Origin of the sequence: Fusicatenibacter saccharivorans, assembly GCF_015557635.1 — a bacterium.
Lineage (GTDB): Bacteria > Bacillota > Clostridia > Lachnospirales > Lachnospiraceae > Fusicatenibacter > Fusicatenibacter saccharivorans.
The window spans coordinates 23,202-49,726 of the sequence record NZ_JADNOP010000010.1 but is presented as its reverse complement, the minus strand read 5'-3'; the positions used below and the strand labels follow the sequence as shown (position 1 = coordinate 49,726).

Below are 26,525 nucleotides of genomic sequence, written 5' to 3'. Positions count from 1 at the left end.
TACATGCAGAGTGAAGTAAATCAGGAAGAAAATTTGAATAGAATTATTACGGTTCCTAATCTTCTTTCTTTTTTTCGGCTTTGTCTGATTCCGGTAATTATATGGAGTTATTGTGTAAAGAAAAATCCTCTGTTAGCTGGTGAAATCTTATTGCTGTCTGGGCTTCCCGATATGTTCTGGTAAAGACTTGGACCATGGCAGAAGCTCTGTTAGAAAATCAGTTTTTTTATCCTCCACATGTTTAGGGATTTCTCTGAGCAGATGTCGAACTTTCCTATTATATAAGAAAATTCCGCATAGCCGCTGATGATAATGAGCTACATATCTTCCCGGATTTTTCTCAGCACCGAGCAGACTTCCAGTCCAAGTTCTTCCCCCAGGATCCTACCTTCCATCCTTTCTTTTCTGTCATACCCTGCTGTAAGTATAGCATAGACTTTTGTTTCCGACATTAAAAATTCCATCGACATCCGTTTCTGCACACGGTATAATAGGTATCATGTAAAGAAAAAGGAGGTTGTTTTCTTATGTTATCCTGCACCTACGAAGTAGTCGCCATCGATGGTGATTACGCGCATTTACGCCGCAATGACATCGAACCGGAGGACAATGAAATGAAACTGGTTGCCCGCGCACTGCTGCCGCCGGAAATTATGGAGGGCAGTATTTTGAAATACGAGATGCTGCAGTATGAAATCATTGGCTGATGCTGTTTTTCCGGCCGAGGTGTTTTCTCTCCCGCTCTTTCATGGCATCTCGGAAACCGGGCGGACGGCTCTTGTTTCGAGCGGGTGGCTGCGGACGTGTTCGTTTGAGAAAAACCAGACCATTTATCACATGGGTGACCGCGTGTCCGAACTGGGGATTGTGCTGTCCGGCAGCGTTTTCGTGGAGAATACGGATCTCTGGGGCAACCGCAGTATCTTAAGCAAGATCACCCCCGGCCAGGTATTTGCCGAAACGTATGCCTTCTGTCGGGAGCCGATGATGGTGAATGTCACGGCAGCCGAAGCCTCGACGGTTCTCTTTTTCAATCTTCGAAACCTCGACCAGACCGCCGATGGTGATGATGCATGGCTGTCCCAGCTTCGCAGTAACATGCTCCGCATCTCCATGCAGAAAAATCTTACCCTCTCCAACCGCATTTTCTGCACTACACCAAAGACGATCCGCGAGCGCGTGCTGGTCTACCTCGCCGCGCAGTCTGCCAAAACCGGCGCCGACACCTTTACGATCCCCTTCGACCGCCAGGGCCTCGCCGACTACCTGAACCTCGACCGGAGCGCCCTCTCCAAAGAACTCGGAAAAATGCAGAAAGAGGGAATCCTCGAATTTCATAAAAACAAATTTACGCTGCGTCATCCGTCTCTCTAGGCGGTACCGCAGCGTAAATTTTTTACCGTTTCATCGTTTCAAACGCTTATTTTTCATAAACGAATATACACAAAAAGTATTTTCCGTGGTTATAACCACATACTTTTCCTGTTATATCCGATATTCTGTACGTGTAAATTATGAAACTCCGCGCAGATCTGTTTTTCCCTCTGCGCTTAACCCCTCGGAAATACCCTACAGGAGGAACTATTTTTATGGAACAGAATATGTTTTGCTACCAGTGTCAGGAAACTGCCGGCTGCTCCGGCTGTACAAAATCCGGTGTCTGTGGAAAGCGCCCGGAGACAGCGGCGCTGCAGGATCTGCTGATCTGGACGACGAAAGGACTTTCCGCCGTGACGACACAGCTCCGCCGCGAAGGAAAAACCGTCGATGCCAGCGTCAATCATCTCATCACCGAAAACCTGTTTACGACCATCACAAACGTGAACTTTGATGATGATACGATCCGCGCACGAATTGAGGCAACGCTTGAGACCAAAGCGCTTCTCGCTCAGCTTGCCGACTGCTCCGCTCTGCCGGAAGCCGCCCTCTGGAACGGCACAACCGATGAGTTTGCCGCAAAAGCAGTAACCGTCGGCGTACTTTCCACGGAAAATGAGGACATCCGCTCTTTACGCGAGCTCATCACCTACGGTCTGAAAGGACTTGCCGCGTACACCAGCCATGCCAATGTTCTCTTAAAAGAAAACGAGGAAATCGATGCCTTCCTGCAGCGTGCTCTCGCCGCAACGCTCGACGATTCCCTCTCCGCAGAGGAACTGACGGCTCTCGCACTCGAGACCGGCTCCTACGGCGTGCAGGGAATGGCACTGCTCGATGAGGCCAATACTTCCGCTTACGGCAATCCGGAGATCACCACCGTCGATCTCAGTGTCGGCACCCGCCCGGGTATTCTCGTCTCCGGCCATGATCTGCGCGACCTCGAGATGCTGCTCGAGCAGACCGTGAACACCGGCATCGATGTTTACACCCACTCCGAAATGCTGCCTGCACACTACTATCCGGCGTTCAAAAAATATGAACATTTTAAGGGAAATTATGGTAACGCCTGGTGGAAACAGAAAGAAGAATTTGAAGCCTTCAACGGCCCGATTCTGATGACGACGAACTGTATCGTGCCGCCGAAGGACAGCTACAAAAACCGTATTTACACAACCGGAGCGGTTCGTTATCCGGGATGCCCGCACATCGACGGCGTCATCGGTGAGACAAAAGATTTCTCTCTGCTCATCGAACAGGCAAAGCACTGCGCACCGCCGACGGAACTCGAGCAGGGAACCATTGTCGGAGGCTTCGCCCATGCACAGGTACTCGCCCTGGCAGACCAGATCGTCGATGCCGTGAAATCCGGCGCAATCAAAAAATTCGTTGTCATGGCTGGATGTGACGGCCGTGCAAAGAGCCGCAGCTATTACTCTGATTTTGCACAGGCACTGCCGAAAGACACCGTGATTCTGACCGCCGGCTGTGCAAAATACAAATACAACAAGCTGAACCTCGGCGACATCAACGGCATTCCGCGCGTCCTCGATGCCGGCCAGTGCAATGATTCCTACTCTCTTGCCGTGATTGCACTGAAATTAAAGGAGGTCTTCGGCCTCGACGATATCAACGATCTGCCGATCATCTACAATATTTCCTGGTACGAGCAGAAAGCTGTGATTGTTCTTCTGGCACTGCTGTCGCTCGGTGTCAAGAACATCCACCTCGGCCCGACACTTCCGGCATTTTTAAGCCCAAATGTTGCAGCTCTTCTCGTTGAAAACTTCGGCATCGCCGGAATCGATACCGTTGAAAACGATATGGAATTGTTTTTCGGGAAATAAAGAAAACCCCTTGCTTTCTTTCATTTTTCCACGTATACTGTATATGTTCAGACAAAAATATCTTTGAATTTGGGCATATCAGAAAACGGACCTCAGATTCCATTTCTATACACGCCCGACACTGATGAGTCATCTCATCTTAATCACACATTTTTAGAACGTGCCTGGGAATTTTTTCAGACACGTTCTCATTCTATCACGGAGATTTATGAACTATGAGCATCATGAAAAATATCAATAAAGCCAAGGTTATGGTCTTAAAAGATCAGGTTTCCTACCAGGAAGGCCAGATCGTCAGCAAAACACTGGTACAGAATGAATCCGTCAGCATCACCTTATTTGCCTTCGACAAAGGCGAAGAAATCAGCACCCACGAGTCCGGCGGCGATGCCTTCGTCACCTGCCTCGACGGAACCGGTGAAATCACCATCGACGGCGTAAAATACGAACTCCACGAAGGCGAATCCATCGTCATGCCGGCAAAACATCCGCATGCAGTGTATGGCAAAGAGCAGTATAAGATGCTTCTGGTAGTGGTATTCTAACGTATCCTTTTTGAACCAATTATTGATATGCCTGACAAAATAAGGCAGCATGCCTCAGGATTTCCTGTGATATGCTGCCTTGCCTTTTTATTCATTTACGCCTTTTCTATCAGGCATTCATTCTTTTTGGTCTTTTTATCATAATTAATTCCAACCAGTAGAATATCTCCAATATACGGTTCCAATGATGCAATGTACTTTTTCTCTTTGATCTGATCCGTCTCCACCCACAGATGGGCTATGAGCTCCTCAGCAAATGGGATTCCACAAGACCATACGCCGAGGCGGCGCTCTACCACCATCTCTGGTACGACGAAAAAGGCGGCTATCCGCGCGAGTATACCCATAAAGGCAACGACAACGCCATTCTCTACCAGATCCTCACCTGCGCCGATTGTCTCGGTGCGGCAACCGATTCCGTCGGGCGGCTGATCACCGCGGAACGCGAACAGTTATACCGCGAAGTCTTCGGTAAAAACGTGGAGCTGGTTCTATAACTTTGGTTTCTGTTTATGACATTAATTCGTATATCCGTATATTGTAGTTCTTTTCAAGGTTCTGTCCGTCTCGCGTGGACACATTGTAGAATGCACAAATTTCATTCAGCTCACATGTTTATTTTGTTAATTTATTAATGAACGTGTTTTTTTAATTTTATGTTTTATGTTAATTTATGTTCATTTATCGTTCATCATTTTGTGAACGCCAAGTTGACATCATTAAAAGAAAATAGTTTACATTTTGGGAAAAATATACTAAAATAACAGAAACGGTCAAATCTCCGCCGAAAAAAACGGCGGAGATTTTTCTGGAAAGAAGGGCGAAAAACGTGTTGGAAAGACGATCGAAAAATTTCGAAGGAAATGCGTAGAAAATCCGCCCGAAAAGGTGAAAAACCAAGCATAAATCACAGGGAGGAACTTCATACTATGAAAGAAATCATCCAGGGCTTTTTTCAGAAAAAATATTTCTGGACCCGCCTGATTCTGGTCATCGCTGCCGTCATCCTGATGGGCTTTGCGCTCTCATGGCTGCTTCTCGTCGATCTCGGCACCGATCCGTGTACCTTGTTAAACCAGACCATCTCCACCCGCCTCGGCATCAGCATCGGAAACTGGCAGGCGCTCTTCAATACCGTCCTGCTCATCTTCGTTATCATTTTCGGCGGCAGAAACTTAGGCTTCGGAACCCTCGCAAACATGTTTCTCGTGGGATATTCCATCGACTTTTTCTCCTGGATCTGGGCGAAAGTCCTTCCGGCAGACCTCTTCACCTCGATGGGTGTGCGAATCGCCGTGCTGATCCCGGCGCTGGTCCTGTTTATCCTTGCCGCATCCTTCTATATGGATGTTGATATGGGAACTGCACCGTACGACGCAGTATCCTTCATTATCTCCACCCACCTGCCGAACGTTTCGTTCCGTGTGATCCGCATCGTCTACGACTTCGTTGTCACCGCGATCGCCGTTCTGCTCGGCGGAAAACTCGGCATTGTCACCGTGCTGATGGTTATTACCCTCGGTCCGGTCATTGAATGGCTGGGAAATATCATGAAACAGCATCTGAATATTTTTGATGACTGAAATCATTGCTTTTCCGCGCTTTCTATACTACAATAGAACTACCAGATGATCTTTTTTCTAAAAGAAAAGCCTGCCTCCGGGACTCACATCTCTGTGGCAGGCTTTTCTTCCCTAAAAATAGCCGAAAAAAGACTCAAAAAGCAGAAAATCATTTATATTAAGGAGGTTTTTCCTATGAGCAACACCCCAAACCCTGTTTACGAAAAACTGATGAAATGCTACGAGAGCTTCCGCTCCCAGATCGATTTCCAGCCGGAAGTCGCACTGATTCTCGGTTCCGGCCTCGGTGATTTTGCGAATGATATCCGCGTTACCGCAACCCTCGATTACCACGATATCGAAGGCTTCCCGGTTTCCACTGTTCCGGGCCACGCGGGCCGTTTTATCTTCGGCTACGTCGGCGATGTGCCGGTTGTCTGCATGCAGGGCCGCGTTCATTATTATGAAGGCTATCCGATGACCGACGTCGTTCTCCCGCCCCGCCTCATGAAGCTGATGGGCGCAAAAGCACTGTTCTTAACCAACGCCGCCGGCGGCATCAAACAGGGCACAAAGCCAGGCTCTCTGATGCTGTTAAACGGCCAGATCGCCTGCTTCGTTCCATCTCCGCTTATCGGACCGAACATCGACGAGCTCGGCACCCGTTTCCCGGATATGAGCCAGATCTACGACCTTGAATTCCAGAAAATCGCACGGAAAGCTGCAGCCAGCCTTGATATCGACCTGATGGAAGGCGTTTATCTGCAGCTCACCGGCCCGCAGTACGAGTCCCCGCAGGAAATCGCCATGTGCCGCACCCTCGGCGCAGACGCGGTCGGCATGAGCACCGCCTGTGAAGCCATCGCTGCACGCCATATGGGCATGCGCGTCATCGGTATTTCCTGCATTACCAATCTTGCCGCCGGCATCTCCCCGCAGCCTCTGTGCCATGCGGAAGTTCAGGAGGCAGCTGACATGGTTGCACCGCAGTTCAAAAAACTCGTTGCCGCAACGATTCAGGGCATCGCAAAGACACTGTAAACAGCACGTAAAATAAAGGAGAGATCTTTTTTGAATACACGTTTTTACAACGCCAAAATTCTCGTACTCGACGCTGAAAACCATTTTTCCATCGCCGAAGACGAACTTCATGTCACCGGCGACACCATCACCTATATCGGACCTGGTAGAAAAGCAGATCCAGATGCCGCAGAGACCACTGTCTTCGACCGCGAAATTGACGCCCGCGGCAATCTTCTGATCCCGGGCTTTAAAAACGCACACACGCACACCCCGATGACCTTCCTCCGCTCCTACGCGGACGATCTCCCGCTCCACGAATGGCTCGAGCGCCAGGTCTTCCCGAACGAGGCAAAGCTCGCCGGGGACGACGTTTACTGGCTCAATATCCTCGGCATCATGGAATATCTGACGAGCGGCATCACCTCCAATTTCGACATGTACATCCAGCAGAAAAACAGCATCGCTGCCACGGTCGACACCGGATTCCGCACCGTTCTTACCAGCGGTCTCAACAACTTCGTCGACAGCCCGGAAATTCTCGAAGAGATGTATAACTATGTCAACAAACTCTCCGACCGCACCTCGTATCTGCTCGGTTTCCACGCCGAATATACGACCGGCGGCCCGCTTCTTGAATCCGTTGCCAAACTCGCCGAAAAATACCATTCCCCTGTCTGGACACACAACGCCGAAACAAAAAGCGAAGTCGAGGGCTGTAAAGAGCGCTGGGGACTCACCCCGACACAGCTGATGGAACGCTTAGGCATGTTCCAGTACGGAGGCGGCGGCTACCACTGCATCTGGATGGAGGACCGCGATTTTGAGATCTTCCGTGACCGGAAACTGACGGCCGTTACCAATCCCTCCTCAAACCTGAAGCTCGCCTCCGGCATCTGCCCGCTGAAGCGTTTTTACGATAACGGCATCAACCTCGCCATCGGCACTGACGGGCCAGCCAGCAACAACTGCCTCGACATGTTCCGCGAAATGTTCCTGACCACCGGTCTTTCCAAAGTCCGTGAGATGGACGCCGCAGGAATCCCGGCTGATGCGATACTCTACATGGCAACCGCAGGCGGCGCACACGCGATGCAGCTTACTGACTGCGACCGTCTCGCTGCCGGCAAAAAGGCCGATCTCGTCATGATTGACCTCCATCAGCCGAACATGCAGCCGGAGAATAATCTGATCAAAAACCTCGTTTACAGCGGCAGCAAACAGAACGTAAAGCTTACCATGGTAAACGGTCAAATCCTCTACGAAAACGGCGAATTCCATATCGGCTTTGACCCGGAAGAAATTTATGCAAGATCCAACGCCATTATCCGAAGAATTTCCGGCTCGCATGCAGATAATTAGTGGATTTCACGCAGTTTTTCCTTTGCTTGACATACTTTTTTCTTTTATATTATAATGTAGCCATACACGCAGAAACGCTGTACCTCTTGAAAGGAGAATACTATTATGAAAAAGAAAGTAGTTAGCTTACTGCTTGCAGCCGCCATGACAACTGCTGCACTCGCAGGATGCGGTTCCTCCAACGGCTCCTCTTCCTCCGACGCATCCACAGGCGCCGATTCCACCAGCGCAACTTCCGCTTCTGCTTCCACAGATGGAGAAAAAAAAGACGCCGCAGGTGAGAAAATTGCCATGATCACAGACTCCGGAGATATCACCGACGAATCCTTCAACCAGATCACCTGGGAAACTGTATGCGCCTACGGCGATGCAAACGGCGTAGAGTACGAGTACTACAAACCGGCAGAGGATACCGATGAAGAGCGTATCAACTCCATCGATCTTGCTGTTTCCGAGGGTGCTACCGTTGTTGTAATGCCAGGTTACCTGTTCGGACCTGCCATCGCTGAAGAGCAGGACACCTATCCGGATGTAACCTTCATCGCAGTCGATGTTACCGAAGGTGATATTGTAAAAAACGGCAAAGCTGTTGATCTCGGAAAGAACGTGTACATCTGCTCCTTCGAAGAAGAGCAGGCCGGCTACCTGGCTGGATACGCTGCAGTAAAAGACGGCTACACAAGTCTTGGTTTTCTCGGCGGTATCGCTGTTCCGGCCGTTATCCGTTTCGGTTACGGTTATGTACAGGGTATCAACGCTGCTGCTGAAGAAGACGGCGTAGATGTAAACGTAAAATATTACTATGGCGGCCAGTTCTACGGCGATGACTCCATCACCGCCCGTATGGAGGGCTGGTATGCAGACGGAACACAGGTTGTATTCGCCTGCGGCGGCGGTATCTGGACATCTGCTCTGGATGCAGCTGAGACACACGACGGAAAAGTTATTGGTGTAGACGTTGACCAGCGTTCCAAAATCGGCGAGCGCTGCCTGACTTCCGCTATGAAAGGTCTTCCAAGCGCCATCAACAACGCTCTGGATTCCTACTTCAGCGGAAACTTCTCTGAACTTGGCGGAACTGCTCAGCAGCTTGGACTGAAAGACGGAGATTACATCGGCCTTCCTACCGATTCCGAATCCTGGGGATTCACAACCTTCACACAGGATCAGTATGAAACTGTACTGGCTGGTATCCGCGATGGTTCCATCGAAATCTCCAGCGATACAGAAAATCAGCCGGAAGTAGGTTCTCACGTAACCGTTGATTACATCAGCTAATGTGCATACTGTTTCTGTAACAATATGCCTTTTGGGGAAGAGAATATTATTTCTCTTCCCCTTTTTTTCTGTCACACAAAATGCTATACTAGACATAATGAAAACCCGCAGTTCTGCCCTGTTTTCCATGCCTTCGGCAGTCCTGCAAAACCACGCTTGAAAGGGAATATGTATATGGAAAATGAGTACATTATTGAGATGTTGAACATCACCAAAGAATTCCCGGGTATCAAGGCGAACGACAACATTACGTTACAGCTCAAAAAAGGAGAAATCCATGCTCTGCTTGGAGAAAACGGTGCAGGAAAATCAACCCTGATGAGTATTCTTTTTGGTCTGTATCAGCCTACCTCCGGAATCATCAAGAAGAATGGGCAGGAAGTCCATATCAACACGCCGAACGACGCCAATGATCTCAACATCGGTATGGTGCACCAGCACTTTAAGCTGGTCGAATGTTTCTCGGTTCTCGACAACATCATCCTCGGCGTAGAGCCGACCAAAGGCCTTTTCCTCGAGAAAAAGAATGCCCGTGCAAAAGTCATGGAACTGAGCGAGAAATACGGTCTGATGGTCGATCCGGACGCTCTGATCTCGGATATCACCGTCGGCATGCAGCAGCGTACCGAAATTCTGAAAATGCTCTACCGTGACAACGAAGTCCTGATCTTCGACGAGCCGACCGCGGTTCTGACGCCGCAGGAAATCGACGAGCTGATGAAGATCATGAAGAACCTCGCAAAAGAAGGAAAATCCATCCTCTTCATCACCCATAAACTCAACGAGATCATGGAAGTTGCCGACCGCTGTACGATTCTCCGCAAAGGAAAATACATCGGAACCGTCAACATCAGCGAAACTTCCAAAGAAGAGCTCTCCCGCATGATGGTCGGAAGAAACGTCAGCTTCTCCGTCAACAAAAAGCCGTCAAAACCGGGCGACACCGTTCTGAAAGTAGAGCACATGACCGTACCGAGCAAGGTGCACGGAAACAACGCCGTCAAAGATGTTTCCTTTAATGTAAGAAAAGGCGAGATTGTCTGCATCGCAGGTATCGATGGAAACGGCCAGTCCGAGTTCGTTCAGGGCCTCACGGGACTGGAAAAAGTATCCGGCGGTAAAATTCTGTTCAACGGACAGGACATCACGAAAGCTTCCATCCGCGACCGCTCCAAGATGGGCATGAGCCACATCCCGGAGGACCGCCATAAACACGGCCTCGTACTGGATTACTCCATCGAGCAGAACATGGTGCTGCAGCGTTACTGGCAGCCGGAATTTGAATCCTTCGGCTTTATCAAATCAAAAGCCGTGCGCGAATATGCCGAGCGCCTGATCGAGCAGTACGATGTCCGCAGCGGCCAGGGTCCTGTGACCATCACCCGCAGCATGTCCGGCGGAAACCAGCAGAAAGCGATCATCGCGCGTGAGATCGACAAAGATCCTGATCTTCTCGTTGCGGTACAGCCTACCCGTGGTCTTGATGTCGGAGCCATCGAATACATTCACAGCCAGCTCGTTGCACAGCGCGACAAGGGAAAAGCCGTTCTTCTGGTTTCTCTGGAACTGGATGAGGTTATGGATGTTTCCGACCGTATTCTTGTTATGTACGAAGGAGAGCTGGTCGGCCAGCTGGATCCGAAAACCGTTTCTGTCGAAGAACTCGGTCTCTACATGGCAGGTGCAAAACGGGATCCGGTTCCCGAAGAAGTATAAAAGAGAGGTAAGAAAAGCATGAACGAAAAAACGAAAAACGCTCTTCTGTCCATTGTCGCTTCTCTTGTATGTATTGTGATCGGTCTTCTTGTGGGATTTATCATTTTATACTGCATCAACGCGGAGAACGCAGTGGATGGATTTACACGAATCATCAAAGGCGGCTTTTACTTAAAGCCGAAAGGAATCGGAAGTGAAATCGCTCAGTCCGCTCCCCTGATTATGACCGGACTTTCGGTTGCATTTGCTTTTAAAACAGGTCTGTTCAACATCGGTGCTGCCGGACAGTACACCGTCGGTGTCTTCGGCGCCCTGTATTTTGCCATCATCCTCCACATGCCATGGTATGTATGCCTTCTGGCTGCTATGGTCTGCGGAGCCATCTGGGGAGCAGTTCCTGGTATCTTCAAAGCATACTTCAACGTAAATGAAGTTATTACTTCCATCATGTTCAACTGGATTGGTCTTTATCTTGTCAATGAGCTGATGTACAACACCATCCCGGGCATGTATGATCAGAAGACCACACGTACTTACAAATTAAGCTCCGCTTCTCCGAAATCCCTGATTCCGGACTGCGGCATGAACTCCATTTTCCGTACCAGTTCCACAACGATTGCGATTTTCATTGCGATTGCCATTGCGGTCATCATCTACATCGTTCTGAACAAAACAACCTTCGGCTATGAGCTGAAAGCCTGCGGATTCAATAAGGATGCTGCCAAATACGCCGGCATCAACGAGAAGAGAAACGTTGTTCTCTCCATGACCATCGCAGGTGCGCTTGCCGGAATCGGTGCAGGCCTCTACTTCCTCTCCGGTGCATCCGAGTGGAACCCGCAGGTATCGACAGCACTCCCGGCCATCGGATTTAATGGTATCCCGGTTGCGCTTCTTGCACTTAGCAACCCGATCGGCGTTATCTTCGCTGCTCTCTTCGTTGCTCATATTTCGGTCGGCGGTGCTTACCTGCCTACGAAATATTATCAGCCGGAGATCGCGGACCTGATCGTTGCCGTTATCATTTACCTTTGCGCATTCGTTACCCTGTTCAAGGGCATCGTTGCAAACCTGTTCAAGAGCAAAAAAGAGCAGAAAGCAAATGCCAATGCAGACAACGGAAAGGAGGAGAAGAAATAATGTTCCTTTTAATTAAATTTACCTTACTGTACGCCGTTGTTCTGATGCTCGTTGCGATGGGCGGTATGTTCTCCGAGCGAAGCGGTGTCATCAACATCGCGCTGGAAGGAATCATGGCGATCGGCGGCCTTGCCGGTGTCTTCGTCCTGGTTCTGTTCCCGGACCTCCCGGCTCCTGCACTTGTGGCACTTTCCATTCTGGCGAGCGCCGTATCCGGTATGATCTACTCTCTGCTGCTTGGCTTCTCCGCCATCACACTGAAAGCAGACCAGACGATCGGCGGAACCGCGCTGAACATGCTGGCTACTGCCATTGCCATCGTCCTGGTAAAAGCATTCAACAACGGCTCGGATGCCGGAAACGGTGCAGCTTCCGCAAAGCTGAACTACACCAACGCCGCTTTCATTTACAAGATCGGACCATTTACCGTGAACATCTTCCTGTTCATCGGCATCATCCTTCTGATCTGCAGCTACGTGTTCCTCTTCAAAACGAAATGGGGACTGCGCCTGCGTGCCTGCGGTGAGCATCCACAGGCAGCCGACTCTGTTGGTATCAACGTATACCAGTGGAGATACACCGGTGTTATCATCTCCGGTGCACTCGGCGGTATCGGCGGATTTGCCTACATCGTTCCGTCCGTTACCACCTGGAACTTCGAAGTCGGCGTAGCCGGTGCCGGATTCCTTGCCCTCGCTGTTATGATCTTCGGTCAGTGGAAACCGTTCCACATTGCCGGAGCAGCCGTATTCTTTGCGGTATTCCGTTCCCTGGCAAACATTGCGGACTCCACCGTCCTCTCCCATCTGGGACTGTCCAAGAACATTTACAACATGATGCCGTTTATCGCATCCATGATTATTCTCGCCTTCACATCCAAGAATTCCCAGGCTCCGAAAGCCGAAGGTATTCCATACGATAAGGGCGCAAGATAATATGTAACTATTCAGAGCCATGTGAAATGGAAGAAAAAATTGCGAATCATGCTTGCATGAATGAGCGGTTTTTTCTGGAATTTCATATGGCGAGCAGCCACATCGAGATGCAGCGCAGCGGAATCGAGATGTGGCTCTGAATAGTTACAATTTTTAAAGGCAGAGCCGTTAAATCCGAACTGTGTTTTTTCGGCTCTGCCTTTTCTCTATCATTCTGATTTATTTTTCATCAAAGAAAGGAAAAAATTATGCTGAACACCAAATTATTTGACCACACTATCTTAAAAGCAGACGCAACCGAAGCACAGGTTGCAAAGATCTGCGACGAGGCACTTGCACATGATTTTGCTTCTGTCTGCGTCAACCAGTACTACACCAAATTCGTTGCTGAAAAGCTCAAAGGATCTGACGTCAAAGTCTGCACCGTTGTCGGCTTCCCTCTGGGCATGTCCGATACCCGTGTAAAAGCGTTTGAGACCCGTGCGGCCATCGAAGACGGTGCACAGGAGGTTGATATGGTCATCAACGTCGGAGCCCTCAAAGACGGCAAATACGACTTCGTACGCTCCGATATCCAGACCTTAAAAGAAGTATGCGGCAAGGACATCGTTCTGAAAGTCATCATCGAGACCTGCCTTTTAACCGATGAAGAGAAAGTAAAAGCGTGCGAGCTCGCAAAAGAAGCCGGCGCTGACTTCGTAAAAACCTCCACCGGATTTTCTACCGGCGGTGCAAAAGCGGCTGATGTTGCCCTGATGAGAAAGACCGTAGGCCCGGATATGGGCGTAAAAGCTTCCGGCGGAATCCACAACGCAGACGAGGCACAGGCTATGGTAGATGCCGGCGCAAGCCGTCTCGGAACAAGCGCAACACTGGCTATCATCGGATAAAAAGGAGTTTCTTATGGATACGATACTGATAGGAATTGCCGGAGGAACCGGCAGTGGAAAAACGACACTGGCAGATAAGCTGGTAGAAAGTTTTGGACGCGATGAAGTGAGCATTCTGCGCCATGACAACTATTACAAACGCCATGACGATATTCCTTTTGAGGAGCGTGCCAAATTAAATTACGATCATCCCGATGCCTTTGATACCGACCTGTTATGCCAGCACATTCTCGAGCTGAAAGCCGGAAAATCCATCGAGATGCCGGTTTACGATTATGCCATGCATAACCGCTCGGATAAAACGATTCTGGTCCATCCTGCCCCGGTTATCGTGCTCGAGGGCATTCTCCTCTTCGTTGAGAAGGATCTCTGCGATCTGATGGACATCAAAGTCTTTGTCGATACCGATGCGGACGTGCGGATTCTCCGCCGGATCCTGCGCGATGTAAAAGAGCGCGGCCGTTCCCTGGACAGCGTTGTGACGCAGTACCTGACGACCGTAAAACCGATGCACGAGCAGTTCGTAGAGCCGAGCAAGCGCCGTGCCGACGTGATCATCCCGGAGGGCGGACAGAACACCGTTGCGCTTGAAATGCTGATCGAGCGGGTGCGTAAGCATCTGAATCTGGTGCAGAACCAGTAAACATCCGTTTATCGTTATAAAAATCTGCAAAAAAGAGCGAGGACTGAATTTTCTCTTTTCAGCCCTCGCTCTTTTTATTTTTCCCTTACAGATGTTCCAGCATTCCCTGCAGCCAGATCTGGCCTTTGAAACGTCTTCCCACTTCCGGTACTCCAAATAAATCCTTTTCGTTGATACAGATGTCTATCGGCACATCGTTGCAGACGAGGCCGAGCTCATACACCTGCTCGCCCGTTACCGCGTTCTTCGTTGTATTCATCTCCGTAATTTCACCCATCACGCTGTACTGGTCACATTCGAGACCGCTCGGCATGAAAAAGCTATCTACAATAGAAAAGACATCTTCCTTCGTCAGACGCTGGGAAATCATGGCATATGTGTCAATATCATCCATGGTGAGACTTTCCATCGCATCCTCATCCCCGTTTCTGGCAGCCGAGATCAGTGAATTCTTCTGCTGCGTGCTGCGGCGCTCCTTCTCGACCTGTTCCGGGTCTTTCTGGATCGGAAGCAGAATTGTTCCTTCCGCTGCAAGACCGGAGACAGAAAGCGGGAGCGGAAGCGGCTGCAGCGCATTTTTCTGTTTCATCTCAAGATATTCCGCTGCATGCGTCAGATAAAAGATCATCGTGATGCCAAGCCGCATATCGTCGCAGGCGCCTGCAAACGATTCCTTATCGACGTGGCGCTCCACCGATACCTCCTCGTAGGAGCTGATCTGCCCGCCCTCGAAATAGGGATAATAATATTCCATCTGGAAACGGTTGTTCTCATCAATTTCCCCACAGACCGTGATACCACAGTCATATGCATATTCTTTCGAAAATTCAGCAAAAAGGTGGTGTTCTTCTGTTTCCACAATCTTTTTACGGTCGTAGTTTTCTACTACATCACGAAGAATCTCCTGGAGTTCCTTCGTCGTCTTGATCTTTGAAAATCCAATGGTTTTCAGGTAAGCGTGCATAAGAACACCTCCTCTCATTCCTTTGTATTTCTTATGCGATTAGTGTTTCGGAACCAGTTTCTCTTTTCCGCCCATGTACATACGAAGAACTTCCGGAATGCTTACGGTTCCGTCTGCATTCAGGTTGTTCTCCAGGAATGCGATCAGCATACGCGGCGGAGCAACTACGGTGTTGTTCAGGGTATGTGCCAGGTATTTCTTTCCGTCCTCGCCGTTGACACGGATTTTCAGACGTCTTGCCTGTGCATCACCAAGGTTGGAGCAGCTTCCTACCTCGAAGTATTTCTTCTGACGCGGAGACCATGCCTCAACATCGACAGATTTTACTTTCAGGTCAGCCAGGTCACCGGAGCAGCACTCCAGAGTACGAACCGGGATATCCATGGAACGGAACAGGTCTACGGTGTTCTTCCACAGTTTGTCATACCACATCATGCTGTCTTCCGGTTTGCAGACAACAACCATCTCCTGTTTTTCGAACTGATGGATACGATAAACACCACGCTCCTCGATGCCGTGTGCTCCTTTTTCTTTACGGAAGCACGGAGAGTAGCTGGTCAGGGTCAGAGGCAGTTTCTCCTCCGGGATGATGCTGTCGATGAATTTACCGATCATGGAGTGCTCGCTGGTTCCGATCAGGTACAGATCCTCGCCCTCGATTTTGTACATCATGGACTCCATCTCAGCGAAGCTCATAACACCGTTTACGACGTTGCCGTGGATCATGAAAGGCGGTACGCAGTAGGTAAATCCGCGGTCGATCATGAAATCTCTTGCATAAGAAAGGATGGCAGAGTGGAGGCGTGCAATGTCGCCCATCAGATAATAGAATCCGTTTCCTGCAACTTCTCTTGCTGCATCCAGATCGATTCCGTCGAAGGACTCCATAATGTCGGTGTGATACGGGATTTCAAAATCCGGTACAACCGGCTCGCCGAAGCGCTCTGCTTCTACGTTCTCGCTGTCATCTTTTCCGATCGGTACGGAAGGATCGATGATGTTCGGGATCACCATCATGATCTTCTTGATTTCTTCTTCTACTTCTTTTTCTCTTGCAGAAAGAGCCTCGATGCGGGAACCGTCAACAGCTACCTGTTTCTTTACTTCCTCAGCCTCTTCTCTCTTGCCCTGGCCCATCAGTGCGCCGATCTGTTTGGAGATTTTGTTTCTTTTTGCACGAAGTGCTTCTACTTCCTGTTTGATGTCACGGTTTTCTTTGTCCAGCTCGATGACTTTATCAACCAGCTCCAGTTTCTGATCCTGGAATTTATTTCGGATATTCTGTTTTACAACTTCCGGGTTTTCTCTTAAAAACTTAATGTCTAACATAATTTCCTCCTAGTAGATCTTATCCCCTCATTTTGGCGGGATTCTTTTTGTTCTTTCCAGCCCGGAACCACTGCCGTTTTTCCAGCATTTATGCGGGTTTGGCGCGTTCCAGTACCATCATATAACAGTATATACATTTTTTCAAGCGTTCTTTCATGCTGTTTTTCTGCGGTCCGCTTTTACATCAGATCGATCGAATTCATCGTAATTGCCTGGCGCAGCGCGTCGATTTCCTCGGTGCTCAGCATGATATAGGACTCGCCTTTTACGATCTCTTTCAGATATAAAAAGCAGTTGTCACGGCTGTGGATTGCATTCAGGATAAAACCTGTGTTTTCTTTGTCGAGCATTGCCAGCGCAAAACTCATCTTTCCGCCCACATCGTCAAACGCATCATATTTTACGATTCCGTATTTGTTCAGCGTCATGCCCTGGATCTTTTTCAGATCCGCAAGATTCTTTTTCGTCAGCTCATTCTGCTTGTTCAGTTTGTCAATTTCCTTGAACCGCTGATGAAACAGCTTTTCGAGTGACTGGGCGTCTTTTCCCTTCATAAAGCTTCTGTACTTCTGGTTCAGTCTGCTCAGACGCAGCGACATGCTGACCGTCATAATCATCATCACGATAATCAGTACAATCAGAAGAAGTACAACAACGCCAAGGTCAATTCCTACCTTACTAAATAAATCGCTCATTATTCTACCTCTTACTGTATTGATTCAAACAGATCCATGATTCTCTCGAGCTCTTCCTGGGAATAATACTCGATCTCGATCTTTCCTTTGTGCTTTGCCCCGCGGTGAATGGAAACCTTGGTACCGATGATACTCTTGATTTTCTCTTCCAGTCCCTCGTAGATGGCTTCCTCTTCCAGGTTGACTTTCTTTTCTTTCTTCACCTTTGGATTTAAGATCTCTTTGACCAGGCGCTCCGTTTCACGGACGCTGAGCTTTTCATCGAAGATTTTCATGGCCGTATTGTACTGGAGTTCCTTGTCCTCCAGTGCCAGCAGTGTCCGTACATGACCCGTTGTCAGCATTTCATCGACAACCATCTGCTGTACTCTGTCATCCAGCTTTAAGAGACGCATCGAGTTCGTAACCGCCGTTCTGCTCTTGGAAACCCGCTCTGCGATTTCGTCCTGGCGAAGATGGAACTCTTCCATCAGGCGTTTGTATGCGTGTGCCTCCTCAATTGGATTCAGGGATTCTCTCTGAATATTTTCAATCAAAGAAATCTCTACGACTTCCTGCTCGGTAAAGTCCTTGATAATCACCGGAACTTCTTTGACACCGGCAAGTTTTGCCGCTCTCCATCTTCTCTCTCCGGCGATGATCTCGTAGTAGTCATCCTTTTTCTGTACCAGAATCGGCTGCAGGATACCGAACTGTTTGATGGATTCCGAGAGCTCGATGAGGCCATCCTCGTCAAAAGACTTTCTCGGCTGTTCCCGGTTCGGCTCGATATCAGAGATTTTCAGTTTCATCTCGATCGGTTTTTCAACAACTTTTTCAACAACCTTCTCGACAACCTTAATTTCCGGTTTTGCCTTTTTCTCTTTTGCTTCTGCTTTAGATGGGAGTCCTGGTGAAATCAGTGAATCCAGGCCTTTCCCTAATCCTCCTCTTCTTGCCGCCATTACTCTTCATCCCCCCTGTGAATCACTTCGTCTGCCAGGAGACGGTAGCTCTCTGCACCGGTGGAACGCTTATCATAATAGTTGATCGGCATGCCATAGCTCGGTGCCTCTGCAAGACGGACATTTCTCGGAATAATGGTCTTATAGATATTCTGTTTCAGGATATCCTTTACATTTTCCACTACCTGCAGAGAAAGATTGGTTCTCGCATCATACATGGTAAAGACAACGCCCTCCATCTCCAGATCCGGATTCAGACGCTCCTGCACCAGCTCAATCGTATGCATCAGCTGTGATAATCCCTCCAGTGCGTAATATTCACACTGAATCGGCACCAGAACGGTGTCCGCGGTGGTCATCGCGTTGATCGTCAGCATATTTAAGGACGGCGGGCAGTCGATGATGATGAAGTCATACTGATCGCGGACCTGATCGATTGCTTTTTTCAGAATGAATTCTTTATCATCCACCCCGATCAGCTCAATTTCCGCTCCGGCCAGATTGACATTGGAAGGAACGAGGGAAAGATTGTCGAATTTCAGCGGAATAATACAATCCTCCAGTTTCGACTCTCCCAGAAGCAGTTCATAGATTGTATTTTCTACTTCGTTTTTCTCCACTCCCATTCCGCTGGTTGTATTTCCCTGCGGATCCATATCAATGGTCAGAACTTTTTGTCCCATTTCCCCTAAACAGGAAGAAAGGTTGATTGCGGTGGTAGATTTCCCTACGCCGCCTTTCTGGTTGGCAATTGCAATTGTTCTTCCCAAAATATGTATTGCCTCCTTTCATCTTTTTGTTTTCCTTTTTTTACTGTTTTTCCCTTTTACAGGAAATGACCTGCCGGCATTTTTTCGGGAAACAGGAAACTATGCGGCAGGTATTTCGGCGTGTTCAAGGAAATAATTTTTCTCTTCATGCGCCAGTATATCTGAGGATTTCTTCAGATTTCTATCTAAAATTGCCCCAATTTGGGACAAGAATATTCTATCATACTACGCCGGATTTTACTACTGGAAATGTTTCACGTGAAACATTTTCTGCATTTTTACATGATCGCGGGACACCAAACCGGTGAATTTTGGAGATTTTTGGCGATGTTTCACGTGAAACATTTTTAAAAAGATGCTGTTTCACAAAGGGATTTTTCTTTTTTTAACGTTTTTCAAGGCTTTTTCATGTTATACTATATCTATTCCGGCCATTATTTTTTGACCGAACTTGCTCACAACCGAAGAAAGGAGGTTTTCGCCATGTTTGAAGATGATTATCTGCTGCGTTTGATCAAAGAAATGGTTCGAACGGTTTTAAAACTGCTTTTTCATATTGATTTCAAAGAGGAGGATCCTGTATCTGTTGTTTTTGAGTCAGAGGATGCAGAAAAAACGTTATATTCGCTGATTCACCTCGCTGATCAGGGATTTATTAACGATGCAGAAAATCAGTTATATGATTTCACACAGAATCCAGAAAATATGGAATCGTTAAAGACTGCACTTCTCTTCTATTCACATTTGAATCAGCTGGACAATGACTTTCTGGAAGACCACAACTACAGCAGGGAAGAAATCGTTTCCGGGGTGAAAGATGTGTTGAACAGGTATCATTTAGATAGTATGAGTGCTCTTTTTTAGAAAATTTTGGATTATGTTTCAAAATACTTTTTACATCCAGGAATTCATGCTTTATCCAGCCGACAATCCGTTTTTCAGTACTAATATTTTTTCTGTAGGGTAAAAAAAGAGACATTACGCGTCATGTCGACTAATAAGAGCAAAATATATTGCAAAGCTGCCATACATCCGAGGGGAACTTTCCGTAACAGATCCCTTCGGATGTATGGCAGCGCATAGACTCAGAAATAATTTTTCAAACGTGCTCTAAACCATTATTTCTACAAAAAATCAGCAAAAAGAGATGTTTACAGGCCTTCCAGGATCGTAAACATCTCTTTTTTTAGCAAAGAAAAAGCTTTTGAGCGTGATTCAGATCCCATTTTTTACATTTTAGTGCTTTTTCTATGAGATTTTACTATTTTTCTGTTTTTAAGTTCCATCAGTAAGAAGCGCGAGCCGTGCAACATTTTTTTCTCCCTTTTTTACTGTTTTTTCTCTTTCTGTTCCCCTTTTTATTACCAGTAGCACATTTTTCTGTTTTTTTACCATTTCTCTTCCATTTCACGCTACATCCCAATCCCCCTCTTCGCCTATGTCTATTGTTCTTTTCAGCCAACGTCTCTATTTCTTCTTCCGCTGTTGCTGCTCCATCTTTACTTTCTACGTTTTTTCTCTTTTTGTCCGTCGTGCTGTCCTTTCCTTTCTTCTACCCTTCTTCTACTCTTTTTCTCTTTTTTTACTCATATTTTGCTTCATTTGCCTTTCTTATCCTTTTTCCTCTTTTTCCTCTTTTTTCTCCTTTTTTGCCTTTTTTCATCTTTTTCACTTTTTACTTATGTAACTCTCTCACTCCCTCTTTTTCATGTTTCACACCTCTCCCAATGTTTCACGTGAAACATCATTTTTCACATTTTCCAGTTCTCATTCTTCATGGAGAAGCAGTTTTCTTATCCTCTTCCTTCGTTCCCCAGCTGTTTTTCGTCTTTCAAACTTTTAAAACATTCGTATTTTTTCTTCCATTTTTATGTTTTTATTCTTTTCTCTTGTTTTTCCCATATTTTCGCATGTTTCACACCGTTTTATACTTTCCATTTCTTCGTTTTATTAAATTATTTAATTATGTTTTTGTATTTTTATATAAATTGAACTTTTTAATTCGTTTTTTCGTATTTTCCGAACCATTTACTAAACCCGATCTTGGCCCTCTTTTTTCGGTTTTTTCACCCGTTTGTCAGGATTTTATTTCGTTCTCGTATTTTCAGGTTTTTGTAGTCATCAGGTTTGCTTTTTTTCTCATTTTTCATAGTTATGTAAACTATTTAGTAACGCGTTTTATCTTTGGTTTACATAATCATTGTTGTCCACAATTGCCGCTACAATTTGCTCAATTATCCTCTGTTTTTTCTCTTTTTCCCATCTTTCCCTTCATTTTTGCATTGTATCTTTCTCCTTTTTCGCTTATAATGGGTAAAAAGCACCACATTTTCCCCGAATCCATCCCCTTTGGGAGAACCCTGAAAGGAGTTTTAGATATGAAACACAGCAAAAAACTGGTTACGCTCAGTGTATTAACCACGATGTCCGGTGCAGCGATTTACTTTTTAAATAAGACACTCGATACCGCTGCCATACGGAAAAACCTGCTCGCAGCGACCGAAAAAGAGATCTTCTCCTGGCAGTTCGGCGATATTTTTTACACAAAAAAAGGCACCGGAACCCCGATGCTCTTACTTCATGACTTACATTGTGCCTCCAGCGGCCGCGAATGGCAGTATATTGAGGATACTCTCGCCCAGGATCACACCGTCTACACACTCGATCTTCTCGGCTGCGGCCGTTCCGACAAGCCGGCGATCACGTACACAAACTTTTTATACGTACAGCTCATCGTCACCTTCATCAAGCAGGTCATCGGATGTCCAACCGACGTAATTGCATCCGGTTTATCCGGTTCTTTCGTCGTAACCGCCTGCAATACAGCCCCGAAATGCTTCGGCCGAATCATGATGATCAACCCGACCGACCTTGCCAAGCTCAACAAAATTCCGGATAAACGCAGCCGCTTCCTGAAACGCATGATTGAGCTCCCGCTTGTCGGCACGCTGCTGTACCACACGCTCACCGGCCGCTCCAACATCGAGCTTTTATTCACCGAGAGCTACTACCACAACCCGTTCCACCGCTCGCCGGAGGACGTAGACGCATTCTATGAGTCAGCCCACCTCCAGAGCAGTGCCGGAAAGTACCTTTTTGCAAGCCTTGCGGGCAATTACGTGAACCTCAACATCGGCCACGCCTTAAAGCACATTGACAACAGCATCTTCCTCATCGGCGGCGAGGAGGAGCCAGGCATCGCCGAAACCTTTGCGCTGTACACAGCGCTCAACACCTCCATCGAAACCCAGATCCTGCCGAAAACAAAGCACATGCCGCAGATGGAGGCCCCGCAGGCCCTCTTAGACCAGATCCAGATCTTCTTCGCACCGGTACAGTAATACCCCCTTCTGCTCCCGGCCTCGAGCGAAAAAAATGAGACAAAAAAACGGAGAATTTACTGATATTTCCATGTCAGTAAATCCTCCGTTTTTCCATTTTTAACCCGGCTCACAGTCCATTTCCAACGCATCTTCCTCTGCGCCCGGATAATCCGTTGGCGGCGCTGTATACGTTTCCATTCCCTCTTTTATTTCATCCATCGTATAAATATTAATTCTCTCCTCCGGCGCTGCATCCGGGTCAAATTCCACCGTTTCTCCCAGTGCAAGCATCATTGGCTCATCCGCATTTCTTTTCTCATCTGCAATCTCATACGCGTTTACATATTCACCCGACGCAGTCTCTACATACTGTCCAAACCCGTCGCAAAGCCGGTAATAAAGCTCCTTTTCCGCATCTTTCTCCAGAAAATACAAGGATTTCTGCCCGATCACCGGATCAAGGTCGCAGAAGCTGATCTGTATATAGTTCTCCCGCCGTTCCTCCTCCGAATACTCCGCTTTCAGCTCCTCTGCGTTCCAGTACGTAATTCCCGCATCCTCCATGGACTGCAGATACTCTTCCACCGTAACTGCTCCGCCCGGCTTTCGAACCGTAATATGTTCTCCGGCTTCCATATCACCTTTCAAAACGTCATCCACCCGCAGTGAAATATTGGTTGCAATCTCAATTCCCCCGGCAAAACAGCTATAATCCTCTACCGTTCCCAGAACAATGAGATCGCTTCCCTCTTTCTGCTCATAAAAGCTATTATAAAACCGATCCCACTCCTTCAACCCTCCGTACTGCATATTTACCTTTGCCGGATCCAGATTTTCAAACCGCATTTTCTCCTCTGTTTCCGCCGTTTCTGCATTACCGCAGCCCACCAGCAGAATACACAATACTGTCAAACAAACCTTTTTCATCCTTTCACCCCCCATCCACCGTCTTTGTTATACTCCCATTATACTTCTTCCGCTTTCATTTTCCCATAAAAAAGCGGAAGACTTACTGATTTTTTCACTCTCAGTAAATCCTCCGTTTTCAATTTTAACCAGATTTTAATGACTCTTTATTCCGCTGATTCTGACGTGCTGTCTGAAGAACTGTCATCTTCCGTCTTTGCCGCAAGCAGTTTCCCGTAATTTTCCAGCATGGTCTTCACGTTATTTTTATTCACAAGAGACGGCACTCCGTCCTCATCTACCGTGTAATAGAAGCTCGAATCATACGGGCTGTAAGCAAATGTCAGGTCGCCGTCTGTCATATGGAAGACTGCGGTAAACTCGGCATCCTTGGCCTGTACGAGGCTCTCATCCTTCGTCTGCGCCTTCTGGCCAATGAGTGAAGAATAGAATGTGGTAAACGTTGATTTATCAATCGTTTCATCGCCGCAGATGTAACTGATTTCCTGTGTTGTGGAATCGCTGTCGTCATCCTTTTTCTCTTCCACATGGCGTACATACGTCTTCGTCTCGCCGTTATACGTAATATCAAGGCTCGTCAGATCCGATACATTTTCCATGCCGATATACATGTTCCAGAAATCAGATGCCTTCTTTCCGGTGAAGGTTTCAACATTCGAAGCCGTCATCAGATGAACTTCATTCGAGCCGTCCAGCTTCACGTAATAAGAACCGCCGTCCTCATTTGCATTGCCGACATACAATACCAGATCTTTCTCCACCGTAACGGTTGTCGTTTCGGAAGAAGAGCTCGTTGCAGTGCTGTCGCTTGATGCAGAATCTGTTGTGGAATCCGAAGAAGTATCTGCCGTTGTTGTATCGTCAGCCTCAACCTCCTGCTCTTCCGTGTAATGCACGCGGATCGTCGTCTTTGGCTGATCCAGTCCGTACTGGGAAAGATCCGATGCGTTGTACGTAACAAGATCTCCAAAGCTAAGAGATGCCACTGCACTTGTCATGGTGCCGATCGAATCCGCATCACCGCCATGTGCCGCTCCATCTGCGTCCACAACCTGCCATTCATCCGTCTGAAGTGCCGAATCAGCAGCGCTTACTTCTTTTGTCAGCGTATATCCGTTCTCACCCTCCACCTGCAGCTTCGTAATGTTTTCCGCCGTCACAGATGGCATGGATTCCGTTGTCGCCCACTCCATCATATCGGACGGGAACATCGTTCCAAGCGATGTGCTTACCAGATAAACCTTACTCGTATCATCGTTCAGATAAATATAGTATCTGCTCGAGCTGTTCTTATCTCCGACATGAATCGTCGTTTTCTCGTCTCCCGCAGTCACTACAACCTCCTGAGACGGCGTCTCGAGTCCAAAATCGGCCATAGAATCGATTTCATCGCCTTCAATGACTCTTTCTGCTGTCATGCTGCTAAGAGAGCTTAAAACGCTCGTTATCTTGCCCTCATCCAATGGGAATCCATCCTCCTGGTCATATGTCCAGATATCGGTATCATCGTCTCCTGCTGTTTTCGTAAAGGACACCGTCTCTCCATCGATCTGGAACGAAAGCGCTGTTACATCATCTTTTGAAAAATCAACCACTTTTTCGGCGTCTGCACCAGAATCCGAACTGCCGCTGTCCGCATCGGCGGTGCTGTTTTTTTTCGTCAGCACCGCCAGTACGGCAAGAAGCAGTACCAAAAGGATCAGGCAGGCCGCCATCTTTCCTTTTTTCTTCATCACTGTTTTCTCCTCTTCATCCAGATCATCACGCCAATCACAACAAGTACCAGCGGAATTCCCGCAATGGTAATAATAGACCAGGTGTTAACTGCTCCCTGTGTAAATACCAGGTTTGTATAGCTTGTGCTCTTGCTTGGAATAACAACGGTCTGCTCCACATCACACATGGAGGTCAGTGCAGTCGCTGCCAGCTTCGAGTTCGCACCGCTGATTGCCTGGTCAATCTGGCTGCTCAGCATCGATGCACTCGAGAAATAAATGATCTGTGTCTCTTTATCATCTACAGTTTCTGTAATGGAAACGCCAAGGTCAAATGCGCCCGTCTCACTGTCCGCACTCTTCGACCAGGTGCTGTTCTCCGGGTCATTTTCAATATAAGCGTCCTCGGTGGTCGTCAGAAGGCTCTTGATCGTAATGGTATCACGATAAGAATCGAGCTTCTGAATTGCCTGTGCAACCGGCATCAGAATGTAATTACTCTTTACTTCGGTTGTAATGTCATCACTCTGAATGTTCGGCAGCAGATAATACGGCATCTGCGGATAATAATGCTGGGAATCGGTCTCCACAACAATTCCGCTGGAGCGTTTCACGCCGTAATTCTCCAGTATGGAATCCAGATTCGGCATATCCGTTCCGGTATAGCTGGTGAACATCAGAAGTTTTCCGCCGTTTTCCAGGTAGGTAATGACTTTATTTGCCTCATTCTCGGAGAAATCGGTGGTCGGGGACATGATCACAAGCTCCTCGGCATCCTCCGGGATATCGTCTGTCATCAGGGCAAGATCACTGATTTCCACATTGTTTTTATTAACTGCATCACTGAAGTTCGTAGAGAGATCACTCTCGGAAGCCTCGCCGTGGCCGGTTACCCAGTAAACCTTCGGGTTGTTTTCACTCGTCACATACGTGATGGCGCTGGTAATCTGACCCTCGCCGTCAAAGCCGGTTGTCTGTGTCTGATAGGTCTGATAGTTTGTGGAAGTCTCCCACATATCACTGTTGCTGACCACCTTGCTCTTATCGCCGCATACGACAATTACACTGTTTGCAGCTACCGTCTGATCGGTATACTGACTCGTAAATTTCGGATACAGATCCGGGTCTTTTGTCTCTACTTTGATATGGTCAGAAAGCTCATCGTAGTGCTCCAGCAGCTTCTCGATGGTGTCATCCTCACTGCCCTTCTGCACAATATAATACAGGGTAACGTCTTGATCGAGATCCTTTAATGCCGTTTTCGTCTCATCTGTAATGGAATACATTTTCTGCGTACTCAGGTCAATCTGTGTTTTACTGGTCGGAATCTGCGCCACAATCAGGTTAATAACCACAATCACAGCCAGAACAATCACCGTCATAATTGAAGAATAAGAGCCCTGTTTCAGGTGCTTTTTCTGCTCCTCTCCGGTAAACACTTCCTTCAGATGTTCTTTGGAGAACGTCTTTTTCAGCTTTTCTTTAATATTAAAATTCATTTTATGCTGTTTCTTTTCCTTCTTTTCGCTGCTCATCGTCTCCA

The 26,525-nt window shown here is 47.7% G+C and carries 24 protein-coding genes and 1 pseudogene; 17 read left to right on the top strand and 8 right to left on the bottom strand.

Annotation, left to right across the window (positions count from 1 at the left end; genetic code table 11):
• Window positions 1–3 precede the first annotated feature (3 nt).
• The 15 genes and pseudogenes from I2G42_RS09755 to udk all read left to right on the top strand — a co-directional run.
• Window positions 4–174 (top strand): annotated as a pseudogene (locus tag I2G42_RS09755) (CDP-alcohol phosphatidyltransferase family protein); the annotation flags it as partial.
• Between the two features lie 353 nt (window positions 175–527).
• Window positions 528–707 carry a hypothetical protein gene (locus I2G42_RS09750; protein WP_055225919.1) on the top strand — a complete coding sequence of 60 codons (180 nt, stop codon included), beginning with the start codon at window positions 528–530 and terminating at the stop codon, window positions 705–707.
• Entirely contained in the window at window positions 691–1,374 is a 684-nt protein-coding gene (locus I2G42_RS09745) for a Crp/Fnr family transcriptional regulator (RefSeq protein WP_055225921.1), read from the top strand. Before I2G42_RS09750 ends, I2G42_RS09745 begins: the two co-directional genes overlap by 17 nt.
• Window positions 1,375–1,589: 215 nt before the next feature.
• Window positions 1,590–3,224, top strand: a complete 1,635-nt coding sequence (gene hcp, locus I2G42_RS09740) for a hydroxylamine reductase (RefSeq protein ID WP_055225922.1) — start codon at window positions 1,590–1,592, stop codon at window positions 3,222–3,224.
• A 215-nt stretch (window positions 3,225–3,439) separates the two neighbouring features.
• The gene (locus I2G42_RS09735) at window positions 3,440–3,769 is read left to right on the top strand and encodes a cupin domain-containing protein (protein WP_022462474.1); all 330 of its coding nucleotides are present in this window, start codon (window positions 3,440–3,442) and stop codon (window positions 3,767–3,769) included.
• A gap of 233 nt (window positions 3,770–4,002) precedes the next feature.
• Entirely contained in the window at window positions 4,003–4,266 is a 264-nt protein-coding gene (locus I2G42_RS09730) for a hypothetical protein (RefSeq protein ID WP_055225924.1), read from the top strand.
• Between the two features lie 432 nt (window positions 4,267–4,698).
• The gene (locus I2G42_RS09725; protein WP_055225926.1) at window positions 4,699–5,352 is read left to right on the top strand and encodes a YczE/YyaS/YitT family protein; all 654 of its coding nucleotides are present in this window, start codon (window positions 4,699–4,701) and stop codon (window positions 5,350–5,352) included.
• Between the two features lie 174 nt (window positions 5,353–5,526).
• Window positions 5,527–6,372, top strand: a complete 846-nt coding sequence (locus I2G42_RS09720) for a purine-nucleoside phosphorylase (protein WP_055225928.1) — start codon at window positions 5,527–5,529, stop codon at window positions 6,370–6,372.
• Window positions 6,373–6,402: 30 nt separating this feature from the next.
• Window positions 6,403–7,713 carry an amidohydrolase family protein gene (locus I2G42_RS09715; RefSeq protein WP_055225930.1) on the top strand — a complete coding sequence of 437 codons (1,311 nt, stop codon included), beginning with the start codon at window positions 6,403–6,405 and terminating at the stop codon, window positions 7,711–7,713.
• 105 nt (window positions 7,714–7,818) lie between these two features.
• A complete protein-coding gene (locus I2G42_RS09710) occupies window positions 7,819–8,991 on the top strand; it encodes a BMP family lipoprotein (protein WP_055225931.1) in 1,173 nt (390 codons plus the stop codon).
• A 168-nt stretch (window positions 8,992–9,159) separates the two neighbouring features.
• A complete protein-coding gene (locus I2G42_RS09705; protein WP_373141908.1) occupies window positions 9,160–10,707 on the top strand; it encodes an ABC transporter ATP-binding protein in 1,548 nt (515 codons plus the stop codon).
• Between the two features lie 18 nt (window positions 10,708–10,725).
• Window positions 10,726–11,847, top strand: coding sequence for an ABC transporter permease (locus I2G42_RS09700; RefSeq protein ID WP_022461586.1), 1,122 nt, complete (start codon window positions 10,726–10,728; stop codon window positions 11,845–11,847).
• Complete coding sequence (locus I2G42_RS09695) at window positions 11,847–12,782, top strand: ABC transporter permease (protein WP_055225933.1); 936 nt, start codon at window positions 11,847–11,849, stop codon at window positions 12,780–12,782. Before I2G42_RS09700 ends, I2G42_RS09695 begins: the two co-directional genes overlap by 1 nt.
• A gap of 248 nt (window positions 12,783–13,030) precedes the next feature.
• On the top strand, window positions 13,031–13,672 hold the full coding sequence (deoC, locus tag I2G42_RS09690; protein WP_022461750.1) for a deoxyribose-phosphate aldolase: 642 nt from the start codon (window positions 13,031–13,033) through the stop codon (window positions 13,670–13,672).
• 13 nt (window positions 13,673–13,685) lie between these two features.
• Window positions 13,686–14,315 carry a uridine kinase gene (udk, locus tag I2G42_RS09685; protein ID WP_022461751.1) on the top strand — a complete coding sequence of 210 codons (630 nt, stop codon included), beginning with the start codon at window positions 13,686–13,688 and terminating at the stop codon, window positions 14,313–14,315.
• Window positions 14,316–14,400: 85 nt separating this feature from the next.
• On the opposite strand, the gene I2G42_RS09680 is transcribed toward udk, so the two are convergent.
• From I2G42_RS09680 to I2G42_RS09660, 5 genes are all read right to left on the bottom strand, one after another.
• Window positions 14,401–15,279 (bottom strand): DUF3881 family protein, encoded by an 879-nt coding sequence (locus I2G42_RS09680; protein ID WP_055225936.1) that lies wholly within the window; start codon window positions 15,277–15,279, stop codon window positions 14,401–14,403.
• A 39-nt stretch (window positions 15,280–15,318) separates the two neighbouring features.
• Entirely contained in the window at window positions 15,319–16,608 is a 1,290-nt protein-coding gene (gene serS / locus I2G42_RS09675) for a serine--tRNA ligase (protein WP_022461753.1), read from the bottom strand.
• 179 nt (window positions 16,609–16,787) lie between these two features.
• Window positions 16,788–17,303 carry a DUF4446 family protein gene (locus tag I2G42_RS09670; RefSeq protein WP_055225938.1) on the bottom strand — a complete coding sequence of 172 codons (516 nt, stop codon included), beginning with the start codon at window positions 17,301–17,303 and terminating at the stop codon, window positions 16,788–16,790.
• A gap of 11 nt (window positions 17,304–17,314) precedes the next feature.
• Window positions 17,315–18,247 carry a ParB/RepB/Spo0J family partition protein gene (locus I2G42_RS09665; protein ID WP_055225940.1) on the bottom strand — a complete coding sequence of 311 codons (933 nt, stop codon included), beginning with the start codon at window positions 18,245–18,247 and terminating at the stop codon, window positions 17,315–17,317.
• Window positions 18,247–19,017, bottom strand: coding sequence for a ParA family protein (locus I2G42_RS09660; RefSeq protein ID WP_055225942.1), 771 nt, complete (start codon window positions 19,015–19,017; stop codon window positions 18,247–18,249). The genes I2G42_RS09665 and I2G42_RS09660 overlap by 1 nt, the downstream gene beginning before the upstream one ends.
• Before the next feature lie 483 nt (window positions 19,018–19,500).
• Here I2G42_RS09660 and I2G42_RS09655 point away from each other — a divergent pair, with 483 nt between their 5' ends.
• Both I2G42_RS09655 and I2G42_RS09650 read left to right on the top strand, forming a co-directional pair.
• Entirely contained in the window at window positions 19,501–19,881 is a 381-nt protein-coding gene (locus tag I2G42_RS09655) for a DUF6483 family protein (RefSeq protein ID WP_055225943.1), read from the top strand.
• A gap of 1,514 nt (window positions 19,882–21,395) precedes the next feature.
• Complete coding sequence (locus I2G42_RS09650) at window positions 21,396–22,358, top strand: alpha/beta fold hydrolase (protein ID WP_055225945.1); 963 nt, start codon at window positions 21,396–21,398, stop codon at window positions 22,356–22,358.
• A gap of 99 nt (window positions 22,359–22,457) precedes the next feature.
• On the opposite strand, the gene I2G42_RS09645 is transcribed toward I2G42_RS09650, so the two are convergent.
• The 3 genes from I2G42_RS09645 to I2G42_RS09635 form a co-directional block, all read right to left on the bottom strand.
• On the bottom strand, window positions 22,458–23,267 hold the full coding sequence (locus I2G42_RS09645; RefSeq protein WP_055225948.1) for a hypothetical protein: 810 nt from the start codon (window positions 23,265–23,267) through the stop codon (window positions 22,458–22,460).
• 146 nt (window positions 23,268–23,413) lie between these two features.
• A complete protein-coding gene (locus I2G42_RS09640) occupies window positions 23,414–25,000 on the bottom strand; it encodes a DUF4340 domain-containing protein (protein WP_055225950.1) in 1,587 nt (528 codons plus the stop codon).
• Window positions 25,000–26,517 carry a GldG family protein gene (locus I2G42_RS09635; protein WP_070103162.1) on the bottom strand — a complete coding sequence of 506 codons (1,518 nt, stop codon included), beginning with the start codon at window positions 26,515–26,517 and terminating at the stop codon, window positions 25,000–25,002. Before I2G42_RS09635 ends, I2G42_RS09640 begins: the two co-directional genes overlap by 1 nt.
• Window positions 26,518–26,525: the final 8 nt, after the last annotated feature.